Origin of the sequence: Gordonia abscondita (assembly GCF_032711245.1) — a bacterium.
In the GTDB taxonomy this organism is placed as follows: Bacteria; Actinomycetota; Actinomycetes; order Mycobacteriales; family Mycobacteriaceae; genus Gordonia.
The window spans coordinates 449,316-472,344 of the sequence record NZ_CP128986.1; the positions used below are offsets into that span (position 1 = coordinate 449,316).

Sequence of the window (23,029 nt, forward strand, 5' to 3'; positions counted from 1 at the left end):
GTCGCACTCGCCACATGGGCTGTAGCGTTACTTCAATGGCGCGCCATTCCAGTGACCGCGACCCCGGCCTGTACCTCGAACTCGACCGTAAGCAGTGGCGTGAACTGCGGCAGTCGATGCCGATGGTCCTCACCGAGGCGGAACTCACCGAGCTTGTCGGTCTGGGTGAGCAGGTCGACCTGACCGAGGTCGCCGAGGTGTATCTGCCGATCTCTCGCCTCATCCACATGCAGGTGGAGGCGCGGCGTCGCCTGTTCGCGGCGACGAGCACGTTCCTCGGCGAGCATCAGCGCAACCGGCAGGTGCCGTTCGTGATCGGCATCGCGGGCAGTGTCGCGGTCGGCAAGTCGACGACGGCGCGCGTCATGGCGAAACTGTTGTCGCGCTGGGAGACCCACCCGAAGGTCGACCTGGTGACGACGGACGGATTCCTCTACCCGACCGCGGAGTTGGAGCGGCGAGGCATCATGCACCGCAAGGGATTTCCGGAATCGTACGACCGTCGCGCCCTGTTGCGGTTCGTCACCGAAGTCAAGTCGGGTACGTCGCTGGTGACGGCTCCCGTCTACTCGCACGTCAGCTACGACATCGTGCCGGACGCGTCTATCGAGGTCCGGCAGCCCGACATCCTGATCATCGAAGGCTTGAACGTCTTGCAGACCGGCCCGACGTTGACTGTCTCGGACCTGTTCGACTTCTCGATCTATGTGGATGCGAAGACTTCTGACATCGAACGCTGGTACATCTCACGTTTTCTACAGATGCGCAGCACCGCGTTCCAGAATCCGGACTCGCACTTTCACCATTACGCATCGTTGACCGACCAGCAGGCGAAGATCGCGGCCCGCGACATCTGGACGTCGATCAACCGCCCGAACCTCATCGAGAACGTCCTCCCGACGCGCCCCCGCGCGACCCTGGTTCTTCGCAAGGATCGCGATCACTCGATCAACAAGGTCCGTCTACGCAAGCTGTAGTGGCGGGTTCCGTCTGCTGGTTGAGCAGAGTGAGGCCCCTAACCTGCAGCGATATCTGCTACCACGGCGCCAGTCGCGGACACCAGATCGGCGGGTGACACCTCGATCTCCAGCCCGCGCCGTCCGGCACTGCACAGGATCGAGTCCCACAGATCGATGGTCTCGTCGACGACGGTCGGCAGTGTCGCCTTCTGCCCGACGGGCGATACCCCGCCGAGGACGTACCCGGTAGCGCGTGCGGCCTTCGCGGCGTCGGCCATGACCGCCTTCGACGCTCCGAGCGCGCGGGCTACGGCCTTCAACGACAGCTTCTCCGGCACAGGCACCACGGCGACGCCGAGACTGCCGCCCAGGTCGACTACGAGTGTCTTGAAGATCTGGTCGGCGACGAATCCGTGTGCGGCCATCGCCTCAACGGCTTCGGCGCCATAGTCGGTGCTGCGGCGATCGTGGGGATAGCTGTGAACTGTGAAGTCGATGCCCGCCAGCTCCAGCGCGGCGACGGCCGGGGTGGACGCGCTCACTTGCCGAATCGGCGACTGCGGGCCGCGTAGTCGCGCAGTGCACGCAAGAAGTCGACGCGGCGGAACTCGGGCCAGTACGCGTCGGTGAACCAGATCTCCGAGTATGCGCTCTGCCACAGCAGGAACCCGCTCAACCGCTGTTCACCGGATGTGCGGATCACCAGATCCGGGTCCGGCTGTCCGGACGTGTACAGGTTGGCGTCGATTCCGGCGACCGACACGGCTTCGATCATCTCTGCGGGTGTCGCGCCTTTCTCGGCGGCTTCGGACAGGAGTTTCTGCACGGCGTCGACGATCTCTTGACGTCCGCCGTAGCCGACGGCGACGTTCACGTTCATCCCGGAGCGCCCGTCGGTCCGCGCCGATGCGTCACGCAGACGGTCGGCGACGGGCGCGGGCAGACTGTCGAGGTTGCCGACGATCCGGACCCGCCAGTCGCCGTGCGAGATCTCCTCGACGATGTCGGGGACGATCTGCATCAGCGCGTCGAGTTCTTCGGACTCGCGCGACAGATTCTCCGTCGACAGGAGGTAAATGGTGACCCCGCCGATGCCGAGTTCGCTGCACCAGCTGAGCATGTCCGCGATCCGCTTGGCTCCTACGCGGTGCCCGTGACTGACATCGTCGAAACCCGCTTCGCGCGCCCACCTGCGATTGCCGTCACAAATTATGGCGACGTGTCGCGGCATCCGGTCCGGATCCATCAGCTGAACGAGTCGACCCTCGTAGACTCGGTACATGCCACTACGGAGAGCGTCGGGAAGCAGTTTCACGTTGGTGATGTTACGCGCGCAACAAGTTACTGACGCGAAACCTACGGTAGCGTAGGTGCCATGATGGATCTGTCAGACGCAGAGCAACGCGCCACGGTGGATGCCCCGGAGTCGGGCGTTGCCGGGAGGCCACGGCTACGCGGCGTGATCCACAAATACTCGTCGGTGATCGCCGCAGCCATCGGCGTGATGCTGATCGTCGGCACCGCGATGCTGCGCACCGTCGGACCGCTTCTGTCGGTGATCGTCTACGTCACCACCATCTGCGGACTGTTCATCGTCAGCAGCGTCTACCACCGCGTCAACTGGACATCGCCAGCCCACCGGGTCGCAATGAAACGCGCCGATCATTCCATGATCTTCGTCTTCATCGCAGGTACATACACGCCGTTCTGCATGATGGGCCTCGACAGCCCAACCCGATGGTGGGTGCTCGGTATCGTCTGGTGCGGCGCGCTCGCGGGCGTCACTCTGAAATTGCGCTGGCCGGGCTCGCCGCGCTGGCTGGGCGTGATCCTCTACATCGTCCTCGGCTGGGTGATCGTCGCCGTCCTGCCCATGCTCGTGCACAACGTGGGAGTGGCCGTTCTGGTGCTCCTGGCTGTCGGCGGCGCCTTCTACAGCGTCGGCGGCGTCCTCTTCGCACTGCGATGGCCGGACCCGTGGCCCGGCGTCTTCGGCCACCACGAGGTCTTCCACGCCTGCACCGCGGTAGCGGCGCTGCTGCACTACATCGCCGTCTGGCTACTGGTCCTCGGCTGAACCACGCTGCCACCCCCGGCTGAGACTCCCGTATGCTCAGCGCGTGCCCGAACCCGCCGACCAGGTCCCCGCGCGTGTACGCGGTGGCATCGTCGGCGGAGCCTGCGCACTGACCGGGATCACAGCGCACGCCGCAGCCCAAGGAATGCTTCCGTCGACGTCGACGCTGCTCGTCGTAGTCGCGGCAGCCGTCGCGATCGGCGCGGTCGCCGCCGCGGTTCCCCGACTCCCGAACCTTGCCGCACTCGTCGTCGGACAGGGCGCCGTCCACCTCCTGCTCGTCCTCCTGTCGGGCCACCACCATGACCTGATTCAACCGTCGATGGCGGTGACCCACACCCTCGGCACTCTGGCCGCACTCGCGGCGATCGCCGCTCTCGAAGCGCTCGCGTCGACGCTGCAGGACGTCATCGTCCTGGTCGTCTCGCTACTGACCTACCGCGGCATGCGCTACTCGACGACTCGCCCGCGGATCGTCCGCGTCGCCGCCGCACCCGTCGTCCACCTCCACTTGGGTGCCGTCGGACTCCGAGGACCACCCGTTCGCTGAAGCTCTCTGACTCACCGGATCGACGTAGTCGATCCGGCAGGCTGCTGTGGGTCCCGGCTGCACTCGACCAGTAGACGAGTGGGCCCGACTGACAGAAGAGCCTGACGACTCTTCACGCGAAAGGCTCACTTCACAATGTCTGCATACAGACGTGCGGGTACCCGCATGCTGCATCGGCTCCACTTTTACGGCGGTGTCCTCGTGGCCCCGTTCCTACTCGTCGCGGCGGTCACGGGCGCGTTGTACGCCCTGTCACCGTCGATCGAGAACGTCGTCTACCGCAGTCAACTGCACACCTCCGAGAGTGGCCAGCCGACGCCACTCGCCACCCAGGTGCAGACCGCGCAATCGACGCTGCCCGACCTCACCGTGACCGCCGTCCGCCCGCCCGCCGAGCCGGGCGACACGACCGCCGTGATCTTCGATGATCCAACGCTCGGTGAATCGGTGCGCCGCGCCGTCTTCGTCGACCCGATCACCGGCCACACTCTCGGCGACCTCCCCGTGTACGGCAGCGGTTTCGCTCTGCCGGTGCGGCAGTGGCTCGACCGTTTGCACCGCGACCTCCATCTGGGCGACGTCGGCCGCCTGTACAGCGAACTCGCCGCGTCCTGGCTGTGGGTCATCACTCTCGCGGGACTCGCCCTTTGGTTCACGCGCACCCGGACCAAACGGCGGAAGACGGGCCGAGCGCGGACGATCGGCAGGCACCAGGCAATCGGTGTGTGGATCGCCGCCGGACTCCTGTTCCTGTCGGCGACCGGTCTCACCTGGTCGACGTATGCGGGAGAGAACATCACCGAACTGCGTAGCGCGTTGAACTGGTCGACCCCCGCGACCGACTCGGCCCTGCCGGGCACCACGACGGCGCCACCCGCGGACGGCGAACACACCGGCGGCGAACACGCAGGTCACGGCGGATCCATGGGCACCGCAGGCGACACGTCGGCCGCCATCCCCAAAGTCGACGCCGCCCTCGCGCTGGCCCGATCGGCAGGCTTGAGCGATGGAGTCGAGATCACCCTCCCGGCCGACGCCTCAACCGCGTTCACCGTGGCCGAAGTGCGACAGGCCTGGCAGGTCTCCCCCGACGCGGTGGCCGTGGACCCCGCAACCAACACCGTGGTGTCGGAGAACCGATTCGCCGACTGGCCGGTCGCCGCGAAGCTCGCCGCCTGGGGCATCGCACTGCACATGGGACTCCTGTTCGGCATCGCCAACCAGATCGTCCTGTTCGTGTTGATGCTCGCCTTGATCACCGTCATCGTGCTCGGCTACCGCTCGTGGTTCCAACGTCACAGCAAGAACTCGACGGTGGGCAAGGCTCCGACCTCGGGCGCCCTGCGCGACGCCCCGCTCGGCATGACGGTCGCGGTAGCCGCCATCGCCGTCGCGGTTGGCTGGTTCGTCCCTCTTCTGGGATGGCCGCTGCTGGCGTTCGTCGTCGTCGACGTAGCGGTGGGCGCGTACCGGTCCCGGCGCACCCCGCAGCCGCCGCCCTCCCGCACGGAGTTGGAGACGTCCTCCCACTGATCGAAACCGCAGACCTACACCGCTCAGCGCCGACGACACCGTCACGGCGACGCCTCCCCTGAGCGGTGTAGGTTTGTGCACCGCTGAGAATCGAGCGGCGTCGGGACACCTACCGTCCGGCCCGCGCCAGGGCCGCGAGCACCGCGACGCTCGCGTCCCAGCCCATGCACTTGTCGGTCACGGACTTGCCGTAGACGAGGGCGGCGCGGCCTGCGGCGTCACTCGGGACCGGCTGGTTGCCGGGTTCGATGAAACTCTCCAGCATCACGCCCGACAGCCGGACTGGTTTGCCCGCAGCACGACGGGCGGCGAACGTCTGCGCGACGTCGACGGCGACGACCGCCTGCCGCTCATGATCCTTGCCGGAGTTGGCGTGCGAGCAGTCAACCATCACCTTCGGCGACTGGCCTGCCGCCGTCAACGCGTCCGCAGCCGCGAGAACGGAGTCGACGTCGTAGTTGGGGCCCGCCGTGCCGCCACGCAGAATGATGTGGCAGTCCTCATTGCCGGACGTCTGGACGACCGCGCCGCGGCCCTGGTCGTCGACGCCGAAGAACACGTGAGGGGCGGCGGCAGCCTGCGCGCCGTCGATCGCGACCTGCACGTTGCCGTCAGTTCCGTTCTTGAATCCGATCGGCATCGACAGCCCGGACGCGAGCTGACGGTGCACCTGCGACTCGGTGGTGCGCGCGCCGATCGCACCCCACGCGACGGTGTCGGCGATGTACTGCGGGCTGGTCGGCTCCAGGAATTCGCAGCCGACCGGCAGACCGAGATCGATCACGTCGAGGAGAAGTCGGCGGGCCACGTGCAGACCGCGGTCGACGTCGTACGTCTCGTCCATCCCCGGGTCGTTGATGAGCCCCTTCCAACCGACGGTGGTCCGGGGCTTCTCGAAGTACACGCGCATCACGATTTTCAGCGAGTCGGCGTACTCGACGGCCAGCGGCGCGAGGCGCCGCGCGTAATCGAGCGCAGCGTCCGGATCGTGCACCGAGCACGGTCCGACGACGACGATCAGTCGATCGTCGTGTCCGGCGAGAATCGCGGCGATCTCGTCACGGTCGCGGGCGACGATCTCGGCGCGACGCGCGGTCAACGGGAGTTCGGTGCGCAACGAGTCCGGCGACGGAATCGGCGAGAACGCTGTCACCCGGCGGTCTGAGGTGGTGCTTGTCGTTGCTGCAGGGGTCGTGGTGGTCACGTGCTGGGGCCTTTCGTGCGCTTGTCGCGGGGGCAATGGTGTCCGGTATCGCCTCCGGAAACGCTCCACGTCGCGCAGATAGTCCCGGAAACGACAGAAGCAGCGACCGATTCGGTCACTGCTTCAGGCTCCGGGATCTTCGACGCGCGTATTACCGCTTCATCGCAGGCTCACCCGGAGCCTGGATAAAGAAACGCCAATACGAGGTCATCGACACGCCGTCGACCGTAGCACCGGGTCGACGACGTGTCGAACGCGGGCGTCGCTGTCGCTACCCGACTTGTTGTTGGATCGCAGGCGACGAACCGCTACGCCGTCGCACGTCCAGCGGCTCGGCCTGCGACGCGGCCGGAGAACAGGCAGCCGCCGAGGAACGTCCCCTCGAGCGCGTTGTATCCGTGGACGCCGCCTCCGCCGAAACCCGACGCCTCGCCTGCCGCGTACAGTCCGGGAACCACTTTGCCGCCCGCGTTCAACACCTGGCCCGCGAGGTTGGTCTGTAGGCCGCCGAGCGTCTTGCGGGTGAGGATGTTCATGCGGATCGCGATCAGCGGACCGGCTGCGCCGTCGAGGATCCGGTGCGGTTCGACAGTGCGGACGATGTTGTCGCCCAGGTAGTTGCGCGAATTGTGGATACCCATCACTTGGGCGTCCTTCGTGTACGGGTTGCCGATCTGGCGGTCGCGCTCGACGATCTGCTTGCGCAGCTTCCCGGCGTCGATGAGGTCGTTGCGGGCGAGCCGATTCATTTTGCGGGCGAGATCGTCGACGCTGCGCGCATGAACGAGATCGACGCCCTTGTCGATGAATTTCTGCACCGGTTTCGGCACGTCGTCGAGCGCACGGTTGGCGAGATAGGCTGCGAGGTCCTTGCGGGTCAGTTCGGGGTTTTGCTCCGATCCGGACAGGATGAACTCTTTGGCGATGATGCGCTCGTTGAGGACGAACCACGAATAGTCATAGCCGGTCTTCCCGATCATCTCCAACGTCTTGATGGTGTCGTAGCTCGGGATCGCCGGACTGTCGAACCGGTTGCCTTCGGCGTCGAACCACATCGACGACGGCGCGGCGAGCACGCGGATGCCGTGGTCGGGCCAGATGGGGCTGTGGTTGCGGAGCCCTTCGGTGTAGTGCCACATGCGGTCGCGGTTGACTATGCGAGCCCCCGCGTCTTCGGCGATGCCGAGCATTCGGCCGTCGACGTGCGCTGGCACCCCGGTGATGAGGGTCTTCGGCGTGGGACCGAGACGAGACGGCCAGTTGGCCCGGACGAGGTCGTGGTTTGCGCCGATGCCGCCGGACGCGACAATCGTGATCGGGGCGGTCAGTTCGAAGTCGCCGACGGTCTTGCGGGATGTGGCGACACCGCGCGGTTTGGTCGACGCGACAAGTCGTTTGCCGCGAACCCCGGTGATCCGGTCGCCGCTCATGACGAGTTCGTCGACGCGGTGCCGGAATTTGAACGTGATCCGACGCCTGCGTTCGGCGTCGAGGGCGGCATTGCGGAACGGTTCGACGACACCGGGGCCGGTCCCGAGGGTCATATGGAAGCGGGGAACCGAGTTGCCGTGGCCGCTCGCCGAGGTGCCGCCGCGTTCGGCCCAGCCGACCACCGGGACCCAGTGCACGCCTTTGCGTTCGAGCCAGCTCCGCTTTTCCCCCGCCGCGAAGTCCAGGTAGTGCTCGGCCCACTGTCGTGCCCAATAGTCTTCGCCGAGTTTGTCATGCGGGCCGCGGTCGAAGCCCGCACTCGCGAACCAGTCCTGCTTGGCGAGCTCCACCGAGTCGTGGATATTCCACATTCGCTGTTCCGGCGAGTTCACGAAGAACAGGCCGCCGAGCGACCAGTGCGCCTGGCCGCCGAGGTTCTGCCGGGACTCCTGGTCGACGACGATCACGGTCCGGCCTGCGGCCGCGAGTTCGGTCGCGGCGACGAGGCCCGCCAGTCCGTGTCCGACGACGATGACGTCGGCGTCCTGCCGGGGCGCGGCGCCTGCGCTCCCCGCGAGCGACCCGGCGAGCAGGCCAGCTGCCGCGACGCCTCCCCCGATCAGGACGTCTCGTCGATGAAATCCGTCAGGTCCGGCGTTGCGTTCGTCGGGCACGGGCGTCTCCAGGGGTGCGTCGGAAAGGGTGTCGCCGACACAGTAGCCGAGGAGTTGATCAGTCGATCATCAAATCGGTCGGATCGGTTCAGATTCGCGCGGCCTCCGCCGTCGTAACCGGTAGATCGCAGACGCGGCCGCGGCACACATACGCGGCGTCGCGGAGTCGGCCGCCCGTCGCGACCGGACCGCGATCGGCCAGGAGCGGAGCCGAATCCGGATCGCCCGCGATCACTATGACGCCGCCGGGCACCTGTTGACGTAAGTGCACAGCCAGCTCGCCGTCGCTGTCGGGAGCCTGCGCGACCGCGACCTGGACCGGGCCTGCGACGTATGCCTGCGCGACCGCCAGCCAGTGCCCCGCCGACCGCGGAGCTTTCGCGAGGATGATCCCGGCTCGGGCAAGGGTCGCGTCGGCGAGGTCGGCATACCGCTGTTGCGCGTCGACGTCGGCAACCGCGGTCGCGGCCACGAGCGCCTCGGCCATCAACGATGCACCGGCCGGTGTCGCGCCGTCCACCGGGTCGCGTGGGCGCAGGAGCAGACCGCCGGGATGCGCATCGAACCACGCCCCCGCGTCGTCAGGATCGGCGAACACGTCGATCGCGCGGTCGAGGATCTCCAGTCCTGCACTGTGCCAGCGCTTGTCGCCGGTCGCCGCATGCAGGGTGATGAGCGCGGTGGTCAGTGCCGCATAGTCCTCCAGCACACCGAACGGTGCGCCTACGGTGCCGTCGAGCGACGATCGACGAAGGTCACCGTCGACGAGGTGGACGTCGAGGAGTTCAGCCGCGATCAGGCACGCCCGGTCGACCCACGCGGGCCGGTCAAGCGTCGCCCCGGCCTCGGCGAGTGCAGTGATCGCGAACGCGTTCCACGCGGTGACGACTTTGTCGTCGCGGTCTGGCTGCGGGCGAAGCGCACGGACGGCGGAGAGCCGAGTGCGCACCGACTCATATCGCGCGGCGTCGTCGGGGTCACGCAGCAGCTGCAGGGTCGACGAACCGTGCTCGAATGTCCCGGTCTCGGTCACGCTCAAAAGCTCGGCCGCCCAAGCCGCGTCCTCGCCGAGAACCTGATCGAATTCGTCGCGCCGCCACACATACGTGAGTCCTTCGACGCCTTCGGTATCGGCATCCAACGACGACGCGTATCCGCGCCCGGTCCACAGGTACTCGTCGAGGAAGCCGACCGTCTCATCCGCGACACGCAGCGACAGGTCGTCGCCGGTGCTGCGCGCGTGGTGGGCGTACGCGCGCAGCAGGAGTGCGTTGTCATAGAGCATCTTCTCGAAGTGCGGGACCACCCACTTTTCGTCGACGGCGTACCGGGCGAACCCGCCCGCGAGCTGGTCGTAGATGCCACCGCGCGCCATCGCGTTCAGGGTGCGGGACGCGGCGTGCAGGGCCGCCTCGTCGCTGCGGTACTCGTAGGCGCGGATCAACCCTTCCAGCAGTGCCGACGGCGGGAACTTCGGTGCACGACCGAAACCGGCGTGCGCCGCGTCCTCATCGGCGAGGACCGCCGCCGTCGCGTCGGCGAGGAGTTGCACGTCCAACCGCGGCCCCGCTGGCAGCGTCTGAGTGTTGGACCGCAGATGCTCGGTGATCTTGCCTGCCGCGACGTCGACCTCGTCACGGCGCGTCGTCCACGTTCCCGACACTGCATCGAGCAGTTCGGCGAACCCGGGCTGCCCGTTGCGCGAGCGCGGCGGGAAGTACGTGCCGCAGTAGAACGGGTCGCCGTCGGGTGTGAGGAAGCACGTCATCGGCCAACCGCCCTGACCGGTCATCGCGACGGTCGCTGCCATGTAGATCGAGTCGATGTCGGGCCGTTCCTCGCGATCGACTTTCACGCACACGAAGCCGGCGTTCATCTGAGCGGCGAGCTCGGCGTCCTCGAACGTCTCGTGGGCCATCACATGGCACCAGTGGCACGCCGCGTATCCGACGGATAGCAGGATCGGGACGTCGCGTTCGCGCGCCTGCGCGAACGCCTCGTCGCCCCACTCCTGCCAGTCGACGGGGTTGTCCGCGTGCTGGCGCAGATACGGAGAGTTGCTCTGCTGAAGACGATTCGCCATATCTCCAGCGTGCCATGTCGCCCACTGACCTCAGTTTCCCCGCACCGCGCCGGCATCGGCCCCCAGACGGTTGCCGGTCCTGAGCGGGGAAACTGACGTCACCGTCTTACGATGAGCCCCTCGGGCCTTCGTCCGGTGCGGTCTCGCCGACGCCCGGCTCCGCGCCGGGTTCGGTGTCCGGATCAACGACGGGGTCGTCGGCTGCCGAGGTCTCGGTCCCCTCGTCGAACGCCTGATCGGGTTCGGGGTGTTCGGTATCGAAGCTCTCGGGCAGCTTCTTGAGCTGCCGGTTCATCGATCGGATCAGAAGGAAGACTGCGATGAGCAGCAGGATGATGATGAGCAGGCCGAGCGGCGACGCCTTACCGAACTCGGGGCCTTTCGGCTCCTGGTCGGCGGCCAGCACCACAGCGTTCGTGGCCCACGCGGCGATCGTCATGGCTTCTCGATTCCGGCGAGAAGGTCCGACTCCGGAATCGACGTCTTCACGCGGGTCTGCGCGAGCTCGAACTCCTCCGTCGGCCACAGATCCTGCTGCCAGGCGAGCGGCACCGCGAAGAAGAAGCCATTCGGATCGACCTGGGTGGCGTGCGCCCGCAATGCGTCGTCGCGCTGCGGAAAGTAGTCACCGCACGTGACCTGTGTGGTGACGCGCGCCATCAGGTCGCCCTGATCGGTCTTCCATTTGCTCAGCCATTCGGCGAACGGGTTGTCCGCGCCCTCCTTCTCGAAGGCGTCGGAGAACCGCAGGATCCGAGCCCGGATGAAGCCGTGCGTGTAATAGAGCTTGAGCGGCGTCCACGGTTCGCCCGCGTCCGGATATTGCTCGGCGTCACCCGCTGCGTCGAATGCCGCAACCGACACCTCGTGGCACTTGATGTGGTCGGGGTGCGGGTATCCGCCGTTCTCGTCGTACGTGATGATCACGTGCGGTTTGAACGACCGGATCACCTCGACGAGCCTGCCCGTCGCTTCCTCCAGCGGGACCAGAGCGAAACTATCGTCGGGCAGCGGCGGCATCGGATCACCTTCGGGCAGGCCCGAATCCATGTAGCCGAGCCAGTGATGCTGTACGCCGAGCGCGGCGGCGGCCTTCGCCATCTCGTCGCGGCGGACCTCCGGCAGGTTCTCTAGGACTCCCGGTCGATCCATCGCCGGATTGAGCACGTCGCCGCGCTCACCGCCGGTGAGGGTCACCACCATCACGTCGTGACCCTCTGCGACGTATTTCGCCAGGGTCGCCGCGCCCTTGCTCGATTCGTCGTCGGGATGTGCGTGTACGGCCATGAGACGCAGACCGTTCGCGTGTTCGCTCACGCTTCCTCACCTTCGCTCGCTGTTACTACTCATGGTAGGTATTGACACGTGAGCAGTTCAGACGGGGGCGGCATCGGCCCCGAACCGCGTAGCGGCCCCCGCGCGACATATCCGACCGAACGTACGGCGTCGAGCCGACGACGGTGGTTCTATGTCGCGTCCGTAAGCGTCGTCGTAATCGGTCTGGCGATCGCCTTCTTCGGATACAAGCAGTTCGCCGACCCCGACGTCTCCGGCGACGCGACGGCGTTCGAAATCGTGTCATCGGACACCGTCTCGGTTCAGTACACGGTCAATCGCAACGACCCGGCGGACGCCGTCTCGTGTGTCGTCCGCGCCCGAGCGGACGACGGCTCCGAGGTGGGTCGACGCGAGGTGTTGGTCCCGGCGAGCGATCAGATCCAGGTCGGGGCGAACACAGAGGTCGTAACCTCGGCGCCTGCGGTGATCGGCGAGGTGTTCGGCTGCACCACCGACGTTCCCCAGTACTTGAAACCGGCGGCATGACGGTGACCACGGGGCGGGCCGTATTCGCGCGCGTCTCCAGCCCGTACTTCCCGATCCTGACGGCGGTCTTCGTCGGCGTGATGCTGATCAGCAATATCGCCGCCACCAAGGCCGTCGTCTTGTTCGACTGGCTGCAGTTCGATCTCGGCCCACTCCATGTGAATGGCCTGGTCACCGACGGTGCGTTCTTCCTGTTCCCGCTCAGTTATGTGATCGGCGACGTCATCAGTGAGGTGTACGGGTTCCGCGCGATGCGCCGTACCGTGGCCGCGGGCTTCGTGGTGATCCTCCTCGCAGCGTTGTGCTTCTGGATCGCGATTGAGCTTCCGCCCGCCGACTTCTATGACGCCCAGTCGTCGTTCGACACTGTTCTCGGGTCGGTGCCGCAGATCGTGGCGGCGGGTCTCGCAGGCTATGTGGTCGGCGAACTGTTGAACTCGTATGTGCTGGTCAAGATGAAGGAGCGCGCAGGGGAACGCCACCTGTGGGCGCGCCTGATCTCGTCGACGGTGGTGGGCGAGTTCTTCGACACACTCGTGTTCTGTTCGATCGCCGCGACTGCGATCGGGATCAGCACGTGGTCGGACTTCATCAACTATGTGGTGATCGGCTTCGTGTGGAAGACGCTCGTGGAGATTGTGGTCATGCCGGCTACGTACGCTATCGTGGCGTACCTGAAGCGAGCCGAACCGTCGTACCGGGAAGCGCTCGACGCGGGGGACGCCGGCACATCGTATGTGCCTTAAAACACACGAACTGATAGGCTTGGCGGTGCACGACCTCGCGAGGGGTCGTGTTGCTGCATTTAGAGCAGTCCATTCGCGGACAGCAAAGGAGACCACAATGACTGATACTCGGGTGACCTGGTTGACGCCGGAGTCGTACGAGCGCCTGAAGGGTGAGCTGGATTCGTTGATCGCGAATCGACCAGTCATTGCCGCCGAGATCAATGAGCGCCGTGAAGAAGGCGACCTCAAGGAGAACGGCGGCTACCACGCGGCCCGTGAGGAGCAGGGACAGCAGGAGGCGCGTATCCGCCAGCTGCAGGACCTGCTGAACAACGCGAAGGTCGGAGAGGCCCCCGCCGAGTCGGGCGTCGCCCTCCCCGGATCCGTTGTCACCGTGTACTTCGACGGCGACGAGTCGGACAAGGAGACGTTCCTCATCGCGACTCGCGAAGAGGGCGCGTCGAGCGATCTCGAGATCTACTCGCCGAGTTCACCGCTCGGTGCCGCGATCATCGACGCCAAGGTCGGTGAGGCCCGCGACTACACCGTTCCGAGCGGAGCGACGATCAACGTGACGCTCGTCAGTGCGGAGCCCTACCACTCCTGATCGAGACCACAACGGCGGCACCGAACATCACGTTCGGTGCCGCTGTTCGTTTCTGTCGGAGAGTTCGCGTTAGAGCAGCTTGCGGTCGAGCAGATCCCGCAAAGCTGCTTCGACGGCAGACAGTTCTGCACTCGAGGACTGTTCGAACGACCTCGCAACCACCGGGGAGCGGAGGTCGGGCATTAGGTAGGCGGGCGGGACGTCGAGCGCACCCGCCAGCCGGTAGACCGTCGAAAGCAGCGGATCGGCCACGTGTGGTTCCCTATTGCTGGTACCGCGTTCCAGGTTGGAGATCTGGTTGCGGTGCATGCCGGATCGTTCGGCGAGTGCCTCTTGCGAGTACCCGCGCGCTTTGCGGAGCACGACCAGCCGATACCCGAGCGCATCGGCGTATGTGTCCCATTCCAGGGCACCCCAGCGCGTCTCGTCCACCTGTTCAACACTGACGGATACACAACGCATTGTCCGCACAACGTGTTGTGTATCTTGTTGGCGCAGAACGAGATTCAGCGATTCGCGAATATTGTGGCGATAGTCGTGTCGGGGTGGACCCGCGAATCCCCCATTGTCCGCGGCCCCACCCCGACCGATCCCCCGCGCCGGTGAGTCTCTACTCGTTTAGACGCAGCGGGCGGCTGTTCGGTTCCATCCCTGGCCGAAGCGCGGCGAGAACCCATCGTGCGGCGGGCGTTACACTGCGCGGCATGGCATACCATCTGGAGCCCTTCGACGAGCCCTTCTATGACGCAGCGCCTATGCGCTATGAGATCGACGTGACGGTGCCCGTTGCTCCGGAGGTCGCGTGGGCGGAGTTCACCCGCCAGAACACGCTCGACTGGTGTCGCGCGGTCACGTCAGTGACTTTCACGTCGGCGCAACCGCACCACGTCGGTACTACGCGTTCGGTGGTCCTCTCCCCCGGTTTCATCAAGATGGACGAGGAATTCTTTATCTGGGACGAAGACTCGTCGACGTCGACCTACCGTCACGGGTTCCGCGTCATCGGTGCCAACATCCCCGGTTTGCGGAAGTTCGGCGAGTACACCGAGGTCTCTCCCGCCGCCCACGGCACACGCTTGGTGTGGAAGTTCGCCATGGAACTCGCGGGCGTCGGCCTCCCGCCCGCGCTGTCCGGGCCCATCGCCAACGGCGCGTTCGGAACCGTGCGGACCGACACGATCAAGCACTTCGCAGCCTTCTGATCGAGCGGTGTTGACGCTGTCGTCGGTTCGAACGACAGCGCCCGATTGTCTGCGGCGACGCATACCATCTCGCCTCTTACCATCACGGATGGTTCGACACGCCCGATAGGGCTGTACGGAACCGTTCCACGACCCGCTGCGTCTGACTGAGTATGGGGCGTCAAAGGTCGAAGGCGGTGAAAGTCGCCGAGTTCTTAGCGGACCACGACGGCGTGGTCTCGACAGATCAGGCGACGTCTCTCGGGATGTCGCGCGACGAGATATACGGGAAATCCAGTGCGGGACTATGGGTTCGGCACGCACACTCGACGTTTCTCTCGGCTGAGCATCGCATGTCCGACATCGCGCTCATCCGCGTCGCTGCACTCGCACATGGTGGAGTCATCGACCGGGCATCGGCGGCGTGGCTGCACGGCCTCATCGTCGATCTCCCGACTCCGGTCACCTTATCGGTCGCACGCACGTCTCACGGCGCGAGATGCACCGTCGACACGACCGTCCGGCGCCGCACATTTCCCACCGAAGACCTCGCCACCGTGCGCGGCGTTCAGACCACCGCTCTCCCGCTGACGGTGCTCGCGGCCGCCGCGGACCTCGACGACGGTATCGCCATCATGGACCGTGCGCTGCAGACGAGGAGAGTGACCCTGACACAGTTGCGCGCCGCGCTCGACCGTAACTGCGGCGCGTACGGGATGGCGAAGGCACGCAAACTCCTGTCCTCGGCCGAAGACCTGTCCGAATCGGAGTTAGAACGAAAGTTCGTCCGCTTCCTTCACCGGCACAAGATCACCGGCTGGCGCCAGCAGGTCTGGTTCGGCGACCGCCGCCTCGACTTCGTCTGGCCCGAACTACAGATCGCCGTCGAAATGCACGGCTGGGCCTTCCATCACGACCACACCCGCTGGGAGCGCGACCAGCAGACCACGAACATGCTCAGCAAAGCTGGTTGGCTACCCCTGATCTTCACGTGGGAACGACTCGAATTCTCCCCCGACGACGTGCTTCGCGAACTCACCGAAGCGATCGACCTCCGCCAGAGCGTGGCCTGAAACAACTTCGGCACTTTTTATCGGCGTGACGCCGATAAAAAGTGCCGAAGTGCAAACACGTCACGAAATCGTCAGCGCAGCGCCTGGTCGACGTCCGCGACGAGGTCCTCGACGTCCTCGATGCCGACGGAGAGACGGACGAGGTTGTCTGGGACTTCGAGAAGTGAACCCGCAGTGGATGCGTGAGTCATCGCACCGGGATGCTCGATGAGCGATTCGATGCCGCCGAGGGATTCGGCGAGCGTGAAGACCTTGGTCTTCGCGCAGAAATCGAGCGCCGCCTGGCGACCGCCAGCGAGCTGGACGGAGATCATGCCGCCGAACCGACGCATTTGCGTGGCCGCCGCCGCGTGGCCGGGATGCCCGTCGAGCCCCGGGTACAGGACCGTCTCGATGGCGTCATGCGTGGAGAAGAACTCCGCGAGCTTCTCGGCGTTGTCACAGTGACGGTCCATACGCACCGACAGTGTCTTGATGCCGCGCAACGTCAAATAGGCATCGAACGGTCCGGGCACCCCGCCAGAACCGTTCTGCAGGAACGCGATATCGGCGTCGGTCTGCTCGTCGTTGGTGACGATCGCGCCGCCGACGACGTCGGAGTGGCCGCCCAAGTATTTGGTCGTCGAATGCAGAACGACGTCGGCGCCCAACCCCAGCGGCTGCTGCAAGTACGGCGTTGCGAACGTGTTGTCGACCACCAGGCGCGCGCCGCCCGCGTGCGCGACGTCGGCCAGTTTCGCGATGTCGCCGACGTTGAGCAGCGGGTTGGTCGGCGTCTCGATCCAGACAAGCTTGGTCTTCGGGGTCATCGCGGCGGCGACAGCGTCCGGGTCGACGACCGGTGCCACCGAATAGGAGATCCCCCATTGGGTGAACACCTTGTCGATGAGCCGGAACGTCCCGCCGTACGCGTCGTTCGGGATCACGATGTGGTCGCCGGGTCGAAGCCCGGCCCGCAGCATCGCGTCGGTGGCGGCCATGCCGGACGAGAATCCGCGCCCGTACGTGCCGCCCTCGATCGCCGCCATATTCGCTTCGAGCGCCCGACGTGTCGGGTTGCCGGTGCGCGCATACTCGAACCCATCGCGCATGCCGCCGACACCGTCTTGCGCGAACGTCGAACTCGCGAAGATCGGCACGTTGACGGCGCCCGTCTGCGGATCCGGATCCCAGCCTGCGTGGATCGCCTTCGTGGAGAAGCCCTTAGTGGAGTCGTCCGCGTCGGTCATGTGATCAGCCTTCCTTCTGCGCGGGGATCGGGTGGGTGCTCGCGAACGCGAGCAGATCATGGCGGGTGATGACGCCGACAGGCTTGCCCTCCTCGACGACCATCAACGCGTCCGATTCGCCGAGCGCGCGCATCGCGGCCGCGACCGGCTCGCCCGCGCCAATCAGCGGGAACGCCTCACCCATGTGGGCCGACACCGGGTCCGCGAGGCTGGCGCGTCCTTCGAACACGGCCGACAGCAGGTCGCGTTCGTTGACAGCCCCGTTGATCTCGCCCGCCATGATCGGCGGTTCGGCTCCGACGACGGGCATCTGCGACACCCCATATTCGCGGAGGATCTCGATGGCGTCGCGCAACGTCTCCTGCGGGTGAGTGTGGACGAGGTCGGGAAGTGAGCCGGCCTTGTCGCGCAGCAGGCTGCCGACAGTCGACTCGGGTACTGCGGTTCCGCCGAGCGGGGTCTGCAGGAAGCCGTAGCTGCTCATCCACTCGTCGTTGAAGATCTTCGACATGTAGCCGCGACCACCGTCGGGGAGCAGGACGACGACGACGGCGTCCGGCCCCTCACGTTCGGCGATTTCGAGGGCGGCGACGACGGCCATGCCGCACGATCCGCCGACGAGCAGGCCTTCGTCGCGGGCGAGACGACGGGTCATCTCGAAGGAGTCGGAGTCGCTGACGGCGATGATCTCGTCGGGGATCGTCGGGTCGTAGGCGTCCGGCCAGAAGTCTTCGCCGACACCTTCGACGAGGTACGGCCGGCCCGAGCCACCGGAGTAGACGGACCCTTCGGGGTCGACGCCGACAACCTTCACCGCGCCGTCGGAGACTTCCTTCAGGTAGCGGCCGGTGCCGGTGATGGTGCCGCCAGTCCCGACACCTGCGACGAAGTGCGTCACCTTGCCTTCGGTGTCGCGCCAGATCTCGGGGCCGGTCGTCTCATAATGCGAACGCGGCCCGGCGGGGTTCGCGTACTGGTTGGGCTTCCAGGCGCCCGGGATCTCGCGAGTCAAGCGGTCGGACACGTTGTAGTAACTGTCGGGGTGCTCCGGCGGGACGGCCGTCGGGCACACGACTACCTCGGCGCCGTACGCGCGCAGCACGTTCCGCTTGTCTTCGGCGACCTTGTCGGGGCACACGAACACGCACTTGTAGCCGCGCTGCTGGGCGACGAGCGCCAGTCCGACACCGGTGTTTCCCGACGTCGGTTCGACGATGGTGCCGCCCGGCTTCAGTTCACCGGACGCCTCCGCTGCATCGATCATCCGGGTGGCGATGCGGTCTTTGGAACTGCCACCGGGGTTGAGGTACTCGACTTTCGCTGCGACGAGGCCCGCGCCCGGCTTCACAACCGAGTTGAGCTTCACGAGCGGAGTGTTTCCGACCAGGTCGACGACGTGATTCGCGATGCGCATGCTTCCATGTTCGCACCTTCGCGGCATTCGGGCCTGAGCACCCCGCCGATGGACTGAACAGAACACGAGTTCTTGTAACAGGGGTACCGTGACGCGCATGACAGAAGCAGTGATTGTTGCAACAGCCCGCTCCCCGATCGGCCGCGCAGGCAAGGGATCGTTGAAGGACGTTCGCCCCGACGAATTGGCTCGCCAGATGATTGCGGCCGCCCTCGCCAAGGTCCCTGAGCTCGACCCATCGCTCATCGAGGATCTGCACCTCGGCATCGGCCAGCCGGGCGGTCAGGGCGGCTACAACATCGCCCGTAGCGTCGCCGTACAGCTCGGATACGACCACATTCCGGGTGTCACCGTGAATCGTTACTGCTCGTCGTCGCTGCAGACGACTCGTATGGCGCTGCATGCCATCAAGGCGGGCGAGGGCGACGTCTTCATCTCCGGCGGTGTCGAGAGCGTCTCCAGTTTCGGGGTTTCGGGTGCGGCCGACGGCGCGCCGAACTCGAAGAACCCGCTGTTCGCGGACGCGGAGGCGCGTACCGCGAAGACGGCAGAGGGTGGCGCGGGCGCGTGGCACGATCCCCGCGAGGACGGCCTGATTCCGGACGTCTACATCGCGATGGGCCAGACGGCCGAGAACGTTGCCAGCTACACGGGCATCTCGCGTGAAGACCAGGATCGTTGGGGTGTTCTGTCGCAGAACCGTACGGAGAAGGCCATCAACGACGGCTTCTTCGCCCGCGAGATCGATCCGGTGACGCTCGCCGACGGCACCCAGGTGTCGACGGACGACGGCCCGCGCGCAGGCACCAACTACGAGAAGATCTCACAGCTGAAGCCGGTGTTCCGTCCGGACGGCACGATCACCGCCGGCAACGCCTGCCCGTTGAACGACGGGGCTGCCGCCCTCGTCGTCATGAGCGACACAAAGGCTAAGGAGCTCGGCCTCAAGCCGCTCGCCCGTGTCGTCGCGACTGCTGCGACGGGCCTGAGCCCGGAGATCATGGGTCTGGGCCCCATCGAAGCGGTCCGCAAGGTGCTGCGTGTGGCTGGCATGTCGATCAGCGACATCGACCTGACCGAGATCAACGAAGCGTTCGCCGTGCAGGTCCTCAGTTCTGCGGCCGAACTGGGCATCGATCACGACAAGCTGAATGTGTCGGGCGGCGCAATTGCGCTCGGTCACCCGTTCGGTATGACTGGCGCCCGCATCACCACCACTCTGCTGAACAACCTGAACACGTACGACGGCCAGTTCGGTCTGGAGACGATGTGTGTCGGCGGCGGCCAGGGTATGGCGATGATCATCGAGCGCCTCAACTAACTGATCTGACGCGTCGAGCAAGGGCGGACCCGGTGTACCGGGTCCGCCCTTTTCGTCGTTCGGGTCGCCTTGTGGGGCAACGAAACAAGATGTTCATATCTGCGATCGCGCGTTACCAGAATTGAACGCAAAGCGTCAAAACGGTGCATAAACGATTATCGTCCGATCAACGGACGCTAACGCAAAGTTAAATCTGTGCCAATTCTGAGGAATCCATCAGCTTATATACGAATTCGCATGAATTTTACCTTCGCGCTGAGGGTTGCCTTCCGTTACAGTTCCCCCGGGAAACCAACTGAACGTCCGACCCTCCCCGCACTCTGTAGGAGACCTGAATGAGCAAGAAGGCCACAACAATCGCGCGTCGCGCCGCAGCGGTTGCCGCTGTGTCAGCAGTCGGCGCCGCCGGTCTGATGATCAATGCGGGCGACGCCGATGCGGCGCGCCTCCCCAGCGGCAGCAAGACTTCCACCGGCATCGACGGCCAGGTGGTCAAGATCAGCCGCTCCGGTGAGAGCGCACGTGCGCTCCACTCGGTCGCCAACAACGGTGCAGGCCGCTCGGCCGCCGTCTCCGGCACTTACAAGGCCACGCTCAGCAAGGGCACCGGTTCGATGAAAGTCGGCTACCTCGTCGGCTGCCAGGTCAACATCACTGGACTCTCCGGCGGGCTCTCCGGCAGCCTTTCGGCCACCGGGCCGACGCTGAGCGGATCACTCACAGTGCCGCTGGAGCCGGGCCAGGTCAAATTCCTGTCCGGCGACAACTTGTCGCTCAAGAAGGGCAAGGGCACCGTAATGGTCGATTCGCTCAACATCACGGTGGAGCAGTGCGGTGGCTACGCATCGGCGCGGTCGGTGGTCCAGGTCCTGGCCGCCGACGGCTTCTCGAACGAGGACGACGCAATCTCCGCGGACAGCGGATACGTGCAGTCCACCCTGTACGGCAAGCCGTTCAGCCTCAACTGACCTCCCGACGACTGACTGAACAAGGACTTGAACTGATATGAAGAAGAACTCTCGCATCGTCGCAGGCGCCGCCATCGTGGGCGCCGCACTCATCGCCGCGTCGGGGACCGTCGCGGGCACCGCCGACGCGGGCAAGCTGCCCGGCGGCTTCAAGAGCAAGAACCTGGGCGAGGGCAACAGCGTCCAGATCCGCCTCTACGACGAGTCGGTGACCCGCTCGAAGGCCGTCACCAACGTCCCGACCAGCCGGGAAGCCTGGGTCTCCGGCAAGATCGCGATCACCACGAAGGGCGACGTCAAGGGCGCGACTCTCACCGCCGGCTATCAGGTCGGCTGCCAGCTGACCTTCGGCGCGGGCGCTGGCGCTAAGACCAGTGATATCACCGCCGACACTACCTCGGTAGAGGTGACACCGTCTGGCAATTTCGAGCTCGGCCCCGGCGAATCGGCCTTCAAGCCGCTCATCAACGTCGCCGGCTCCGACTCTGACGCCGACATCAATGCCATCAGCTTCTCCAACGGCCGCGGTGGCCTCGCCTACAGCCAGGAGCGTTTCGGCGTCGACGGCTGCGCGGGCTACGCGTCGGCTCGCGCCATCGTGAAGGTTCAGGTCAAGACCGACACCTTCAAGGGCAACGTGACGTTGTACGGCAAGCCGTTCAGCATCGGCTGACGTCTCGGTTCTCAACGACTGAACCTCGATCCCCGCACGCGTACTCTCGAATTCGTGAGTACACGTGCGGGGATCGTCGTCACTGGGACAGAAGTATTGAGCGGGTGGATCGCCGACAAGAACGGTCCATGGGTGGCGCAGCGCCTCCTCGAACTCGGTGTCGACGTCGCCCATCTGACCGTGTGCGGCGACCGACCCGACGACCTACGCGCACAACTGGACTTCCTCGCGACGCAAGGTGTCGACCTGATCGTGACGACCGGCGGACTCGGTCCGACCGCCGACGACCTGACCGTCGCGACAGTCGCCGAGTTCGCGTCCCGTCCGGTGGCGCGGGACGCGGCGATGGCACAAACGATCGAAGGGGTGATCCGATCCTGGCGCAGGTATCCCGAAGCCGACACGCTGCCCTCCTCAACGGTCGCCGCGATCGAGAAGCAGGCGTTGGTTCCTGAAGGCGCCGAAGCGATTCCGCCGACGGGTACCGCCCCCGGCGTCGCCGTGCCCGCATCCGACGGCCGACCCGCCGTATTGGTTCTCCCCGGACCCCCTCGCGAACTTCAGTCGATGTGGCCGACAGCGCTCGCCACCACCGCCGTCTCCGAAGCACTCCGCAATCGCGTTCCCGCGATCCTCGAGACGATCCGCGCCTACGGCCTGTCCGAACCCGACCTCGCCGTGTCGCTCGCGGACGCGGAGAAGTCCGTCGCCGGGTTCGACTCACTGGAGGTCACCACATGTATGCGCGGCGGCGAGCTTGAGATAAGCACCCAGTTCGCCGCGAGCGACGCCCCTGCATACGACGCGCTCGCATCATTCCTTCTCGACCGGCACAGCGACCGCATCTACTCCACCGACGGGCGCGCCGTCGACGACCTGCTCATCGAACGACTCGCGGGCCGCACCATCGTGACGGCAGAATCATGCACAGGCGGCCTCGTCGCCGCTCGCCTCACCGACCGCCCCGGATCGTCGACGTACGTGCTCGGCGGTGTGATCTCGTACTCGAACGACGTCAAAACCGGCGCGATCGACGTTCCGGCCGACACGATCGCCGAACACGGCGCGGTCAGTGAGCAGGTGGCTGTGGCGATGGCCGACGGCGTCGCCGCACGTCTGAACGCCGACGTCGCCGTCTCTACCACCGGTATCGCAGGCCCGGGCGGCGCCGTGCCGGGCAAACCCGTCGGCACCGTCTGGATCGGCGTCGCGGTAGCCGGACGCGACACGTTCGCCGTCACACGTCAGTTCCCCGGCGACCGGCAGCAGGTCCGTGAACTGTCCGTCGCCGCTGCACTCCACCTCGTCGTCGACGCGCTCGGATAAGGCCGTCTTCTGCTCACTGTGATTCCAACTCTGGGATGCCCGCGCCCGACCCCGTAAACATGTGAGAATCGTAAAAACGTTCGGAGAACCCAGATCCGAATCGACGGGAAGTGGGCCAGATGACCGCCAGACTCGATCCGCCGACGGTCGATCGTCCACCTAGACCCGAACGGC

General features: G+C 65.8%; 23 protein-coding genes. 13 read left to right on the forward strand and 10 right to left on the reverse strand.

The annotated features are described in order from the left end of the window. Positions 1-35 precede the first annotated feature (35 nt). Positions 36-977, forward strand: coding sequence for a type I pantothenate kinase (gene coaA / locus MP11Mi_RS02045; protein ID WP_420040663.1), 942 nt, complete (start codon positions 36-38; stop codon positions 975-977). Positions 978-1,015: 38 nt separating this feature from the next. On the opposite strand, the gene MP11Mi_RS02050 is transcribed toward coaA, so the two are convergent. Together MP11Mi_RS02050 and MP11Mi_RS02055 are read right to left on the reverse strand one after the other, a co-directional pair. Then, positions 1,016-1,501 (reverse strand): aminoacyl-tRNA deacylase, encoded by a 486-nt coding sequence (locus MP11Mi_RS02050; protein ID WP_420040664.1) that lies wholly within the window; start codon positions 1,499-1,501, stop codon positions 1,016-1,018. Next, on the reverse strand, positions 1,498-2,274 hold the full coding sequence (locus tag MP11Mi_RS02055) for an isoprenyl transferase (protein ID WP_420040665.1): 777 nt from the start codon (positions 2,272-2,274) through the stop codon (positions 1,498-1,500). Before MP11Mi_RS02055 ends, MP11Mi_RS02050 begins: the two co-directional genes overlap by 4 nt. 60 nt (positions 2,275-2,334) lie before the next feature. On the opposite strand from MP11Mi_RS02055, the gene trhA reads away from it, so the two are divergent. The 3 genes from trhA (at position 2,335) to MP11Mi_RS02070 (ending at position 5,119) form a co-directional block, all read left to right on the forward strand. Beyond that, the gene (trhA, locus tag MP11Mi_RS02060; protein ID WP_420040666.1) at positions 2,335-3,036 is read left to right on the forward strand and encodes a PAQR family membrane homeostasis protein TrhA; all 702 of its coding nucleotides are present in this window, start codon (positions 2,335-2,337) and stop codon (positions 3,034-3,036) included. Positions 3,037-3,079: 43 nt separating this feature from the next. After that, positions 3,080-3,586: a hypothetical protein gene (locus MP11Mi_RS02065; protein ID WP_420040667.1), complete on the forward strand. Its 507-nt coding sequence runs from the start codon at positions 3,080-3,082 to the stop codon at positions 3,584-3,586. A 135-nt stretch (positions 3,587-3,721) separates the two neighbouring features. Beyond that, the gene (locus MP11Mi_RS02070) at positions 3,722-5,119 is read left to right on the forward strand and encodes a PepSY-associated TM helix domain-containing protein (RefSeq protein WP_420040668.1); all 1,398 of its coding nucleotides are present in this window, start codon (positions 3,722-3,724) and stop codon (positions 5,117-5,119) included. 109 nt (positions 5,120-5,228) lie between these two features. Here MP11Mi_RS02070 and MP11Mi_RS02075 read toward each other — a convergent pair whose 3' ends face one another. The 5 genes from MP11Mi_RS02075 to mca form a co-directional block, all read right to left on the reverse strand. Continuing rightward, on the reverse strand, positions 5,229-6,323 hold the full coding sequence (locus MP11Mi_RS02075) for a 3-deoxy-7-phosphoheptulonate synthase (protein ID WP_420040669.1): 1,095 nt from the start codon (positions 6,321-6,323) through the stop codon (positions 5,229-5,231). A 308-nt stretch (positions 6,324-6,631) separates the two neighbouring features. Then, entirely contained in the window at positions 6,632-8,428 is a 1,797-nt protein-coding gene (locus MP11Mi_RS02080) for an FAD-binding dehydrogenase (RefSeq protein ID WP_420040670.1), read from the reverse strand. Between the two features lie 88 nt (positions 8,429-8,516). Continuing rightward, positions 8,517-10,511, reverse strand: a complete 1,995-nt coding sequence (locus MP11Mi_RS02085; protein ID WP_420040671.1) for a thioredoxin domain-containing protein — start codon at positions 10,509-10,511, stop codon at positions 8,517-8,519. Between the two features lie 106 nt (positions 10,512-10,617). Then, positions 10,618-10,950 (reverse strand): hypothetical protein, encoded by a 333-nt coding sequence (locus MP11Mi_RS02090; protein ID WP_420040672.1) that lies wholly within the window; start codon positions 10,948-10,950, stop codon positions 10,618-10,620. Further along, positions 10,947-11,798, reverse strand: a complete 852-nt coding sequence (gene mca, locus MP11Mi_RS02095) for a mycothiol conjugate amidase Mca (protein ID WP_420041982.1) — start codon at positions 11,796-11,798, stop codon at positions 10,947-10,949. Before mca ends, MP11Mi_RS02090 begins: the two co-directional genes overlap by 4 nt. 78 nt (positions 11,799-11,876) lie before the next feature. Here mca and MP11Mi_RS02100 point away from each other — a divergent pair, with 78 nt between their 5' ends. The 3 genes from MP11Mi_RS02100 (at position 11,877) to greA (ending at position 13,670) form a co-directional block, all read left to right on the forward strand. Then, a complete protein-coding gene (locus MP11Mi_RS02100) occupies positions 11,877-12,335 on the forward strand; it encodes a DUF4307 domain-containing protein (protein ID WP_420040673.1) in 459 nt (152 codons plus the stop codon). Continuing rightward, positions 12,332-13,081: a queuosine precursor transporter gene (locus tag MP11Mi_RS02105; protein ID WP_420040674.1), complete on the forward strand. Its 750-nt coding sequence runs from the start codon at positions 12,332-12,334 to the stop codon at positions 13,079-13,081. Before MP11Mi_RS02100 ends, MP11Mi_RS02105 begins: the two co-directional genes overlap by 4 nt. Positions 13,082-13,178: 97 nt before the next feature. Further along, the gene (gene greA / locus MP11Mi_RS02110; protein WP_420040675.1) at positions 13,179-13,670 is read left to right on the forward strand and encodes a transcription elongation factor GreA; all 492 of its coding nucleotides are present in this window, start codon (positions 13,179-13,181) and stop codon (positions 13,668-13,670) included. 69 nt (positions 13,671-13,739) lie between these two features. On the opposite strand, the gene MP11Mi_RS02115 is transcribed toward greA, so the two are convergent. Beyond that, positions 13,740-14,102 carry a helix-turn-helix domain-containing protein gene (locus MP11Mi_RS02115; protein ID WP_420040676.1) on the reverse strand — a complete coding sequence of 121 codons (363 nt, stop codon included), beginning with the start codon at positions 14,100-14,102 and terminating at the stop codon, positions 13,740-13,742. 272 nt (positions 14,103-14,374) lie between these two features. Here MP11Mi_RS02115 and MP11Mi_RS02120 point away from each other — a divergent pair, with 272 nt between their 5' ends. Both MP11Mi_RS02120 and MP11Mi_RS02125 read left to right on the forward strand, forming a co-directional pair. Continuing rightward, positions 14,375-14,872, forward strand: a complete 498-nt coding sequence (locus MP11Mi_RS02120; RefSeq protein ID WP_420040677.1) for an SRPBCC family protein — start codon at positions 14,375-14,377, stop codon at positions 14,870-14,872. A 332-nt stretch (positions 14,873-15,204) separates the two neighbouring features. Beyond that, the gene (locus tag MP11Mi_RS02125; protein ID WP_420040678.1) at positions 15,205-15,924 is read left to right on the forward strand and encodes an endonuclease domain-containing protein; all 720 of its coding nucleotides are present in this window, start codon (positions 15,205-15,207) and stop codon (positions 15,922-15,924) included. 71 nt (positions 15,925-15,995) lie between these two features. Here the strand turns inward: MP11Mi_RS02125 and MP11Mi_RS02130 are convergent, their stop codons facing one another. Together MP11Mi_RS02130 and MP11Mi_RS02135 are read right to left on the reverse strand one after the other, a co-directional pair. Beyond that, the gene (locus MP11Mi_RS02130) at positions 15,996-17,153 is read right to left on the reverse strand and encodes a cystathionine gamma-synthase (RefSeq protein WP_420040679.1); all 1,158 of its coding nucleotides are present in this window, start codon (positions 17,151-17,153) and stop codon (positions 15,996-15,998) included. A 4-nt stretch (positions 17,154-17,157) separates the two neighbouring features. After that, the gene (locus tag MP11Mi_RS02135; RefSeq protein WP_420040680.1) at positions 17,158-18,567 is read right to left on the reverse strand and encodes a cystathionine beta-synthase; all 1,410 of its coding nucleotides are present in this window, start codon (positions 18,565-18,567) and stop codon (positions 17,158-17,160) included. 97 nt (positions 18,568-18,664) lie between these two features. Between MP11Mi_RS02135 and MP11Mi_RS02140 the strand changes: the two genes are divergently transcribed. The 4 genes from MP11Mi_RS02140 to MP11Mi_RS02155 all read left to right on the forward strand — a co-directional run bounded on the left by MP11Mi_RS02140 (position 18,665) and on the right by MP11Mi_RS02155 (position 22,855). Continuing rightward, entirely contained in the window at positions 18,665-19,888 is a 1,224-nt protein-coding gene (locus MP11Mi_RS02140; protein WP_420040681.1) for an acetyl-CoA C-acetyltransferase, read from the forward strand. 335 nt (positions 19,889-20,223) lie between these two features. Then, on the forward strand, positions 20,224-20,856 hold the full coding sequence (locus MP11Mi_RS02145) for an MspA family porin (protein WP_420040682.1): 633 nt from the start codon (positions 20,224-20,226) through the stop codon (positions 20,854-20,856). Positions 20,857-20,893: 37 nt separating this feature from the next. Beyond that, a complete protein-coding gene (locus tag MP11Mi_RS02150; RefSeq protein WP_420040683.1) occupies positions 20,894-21,529 on the forward strand; it encodes an MspA family porin in 636 nt (211 codons plus the stop codon). 54 nt (positions 21,530-21,583) lie between these two features. Continuing rightward, on the forward strand, positions 21,584-22,855 hold the full coding sequence (locus MP11Mi_RS02155; protein ID WP_420040684.1) for a competence/damage-inducible protein A: 1,272 nt from the start codon (positions 21,584-21,586) through the stop codon (positions 22,853-22,855). The last annotated feature ends 174 nt before the right edge of the window (positions 22,856-23,029 follow it).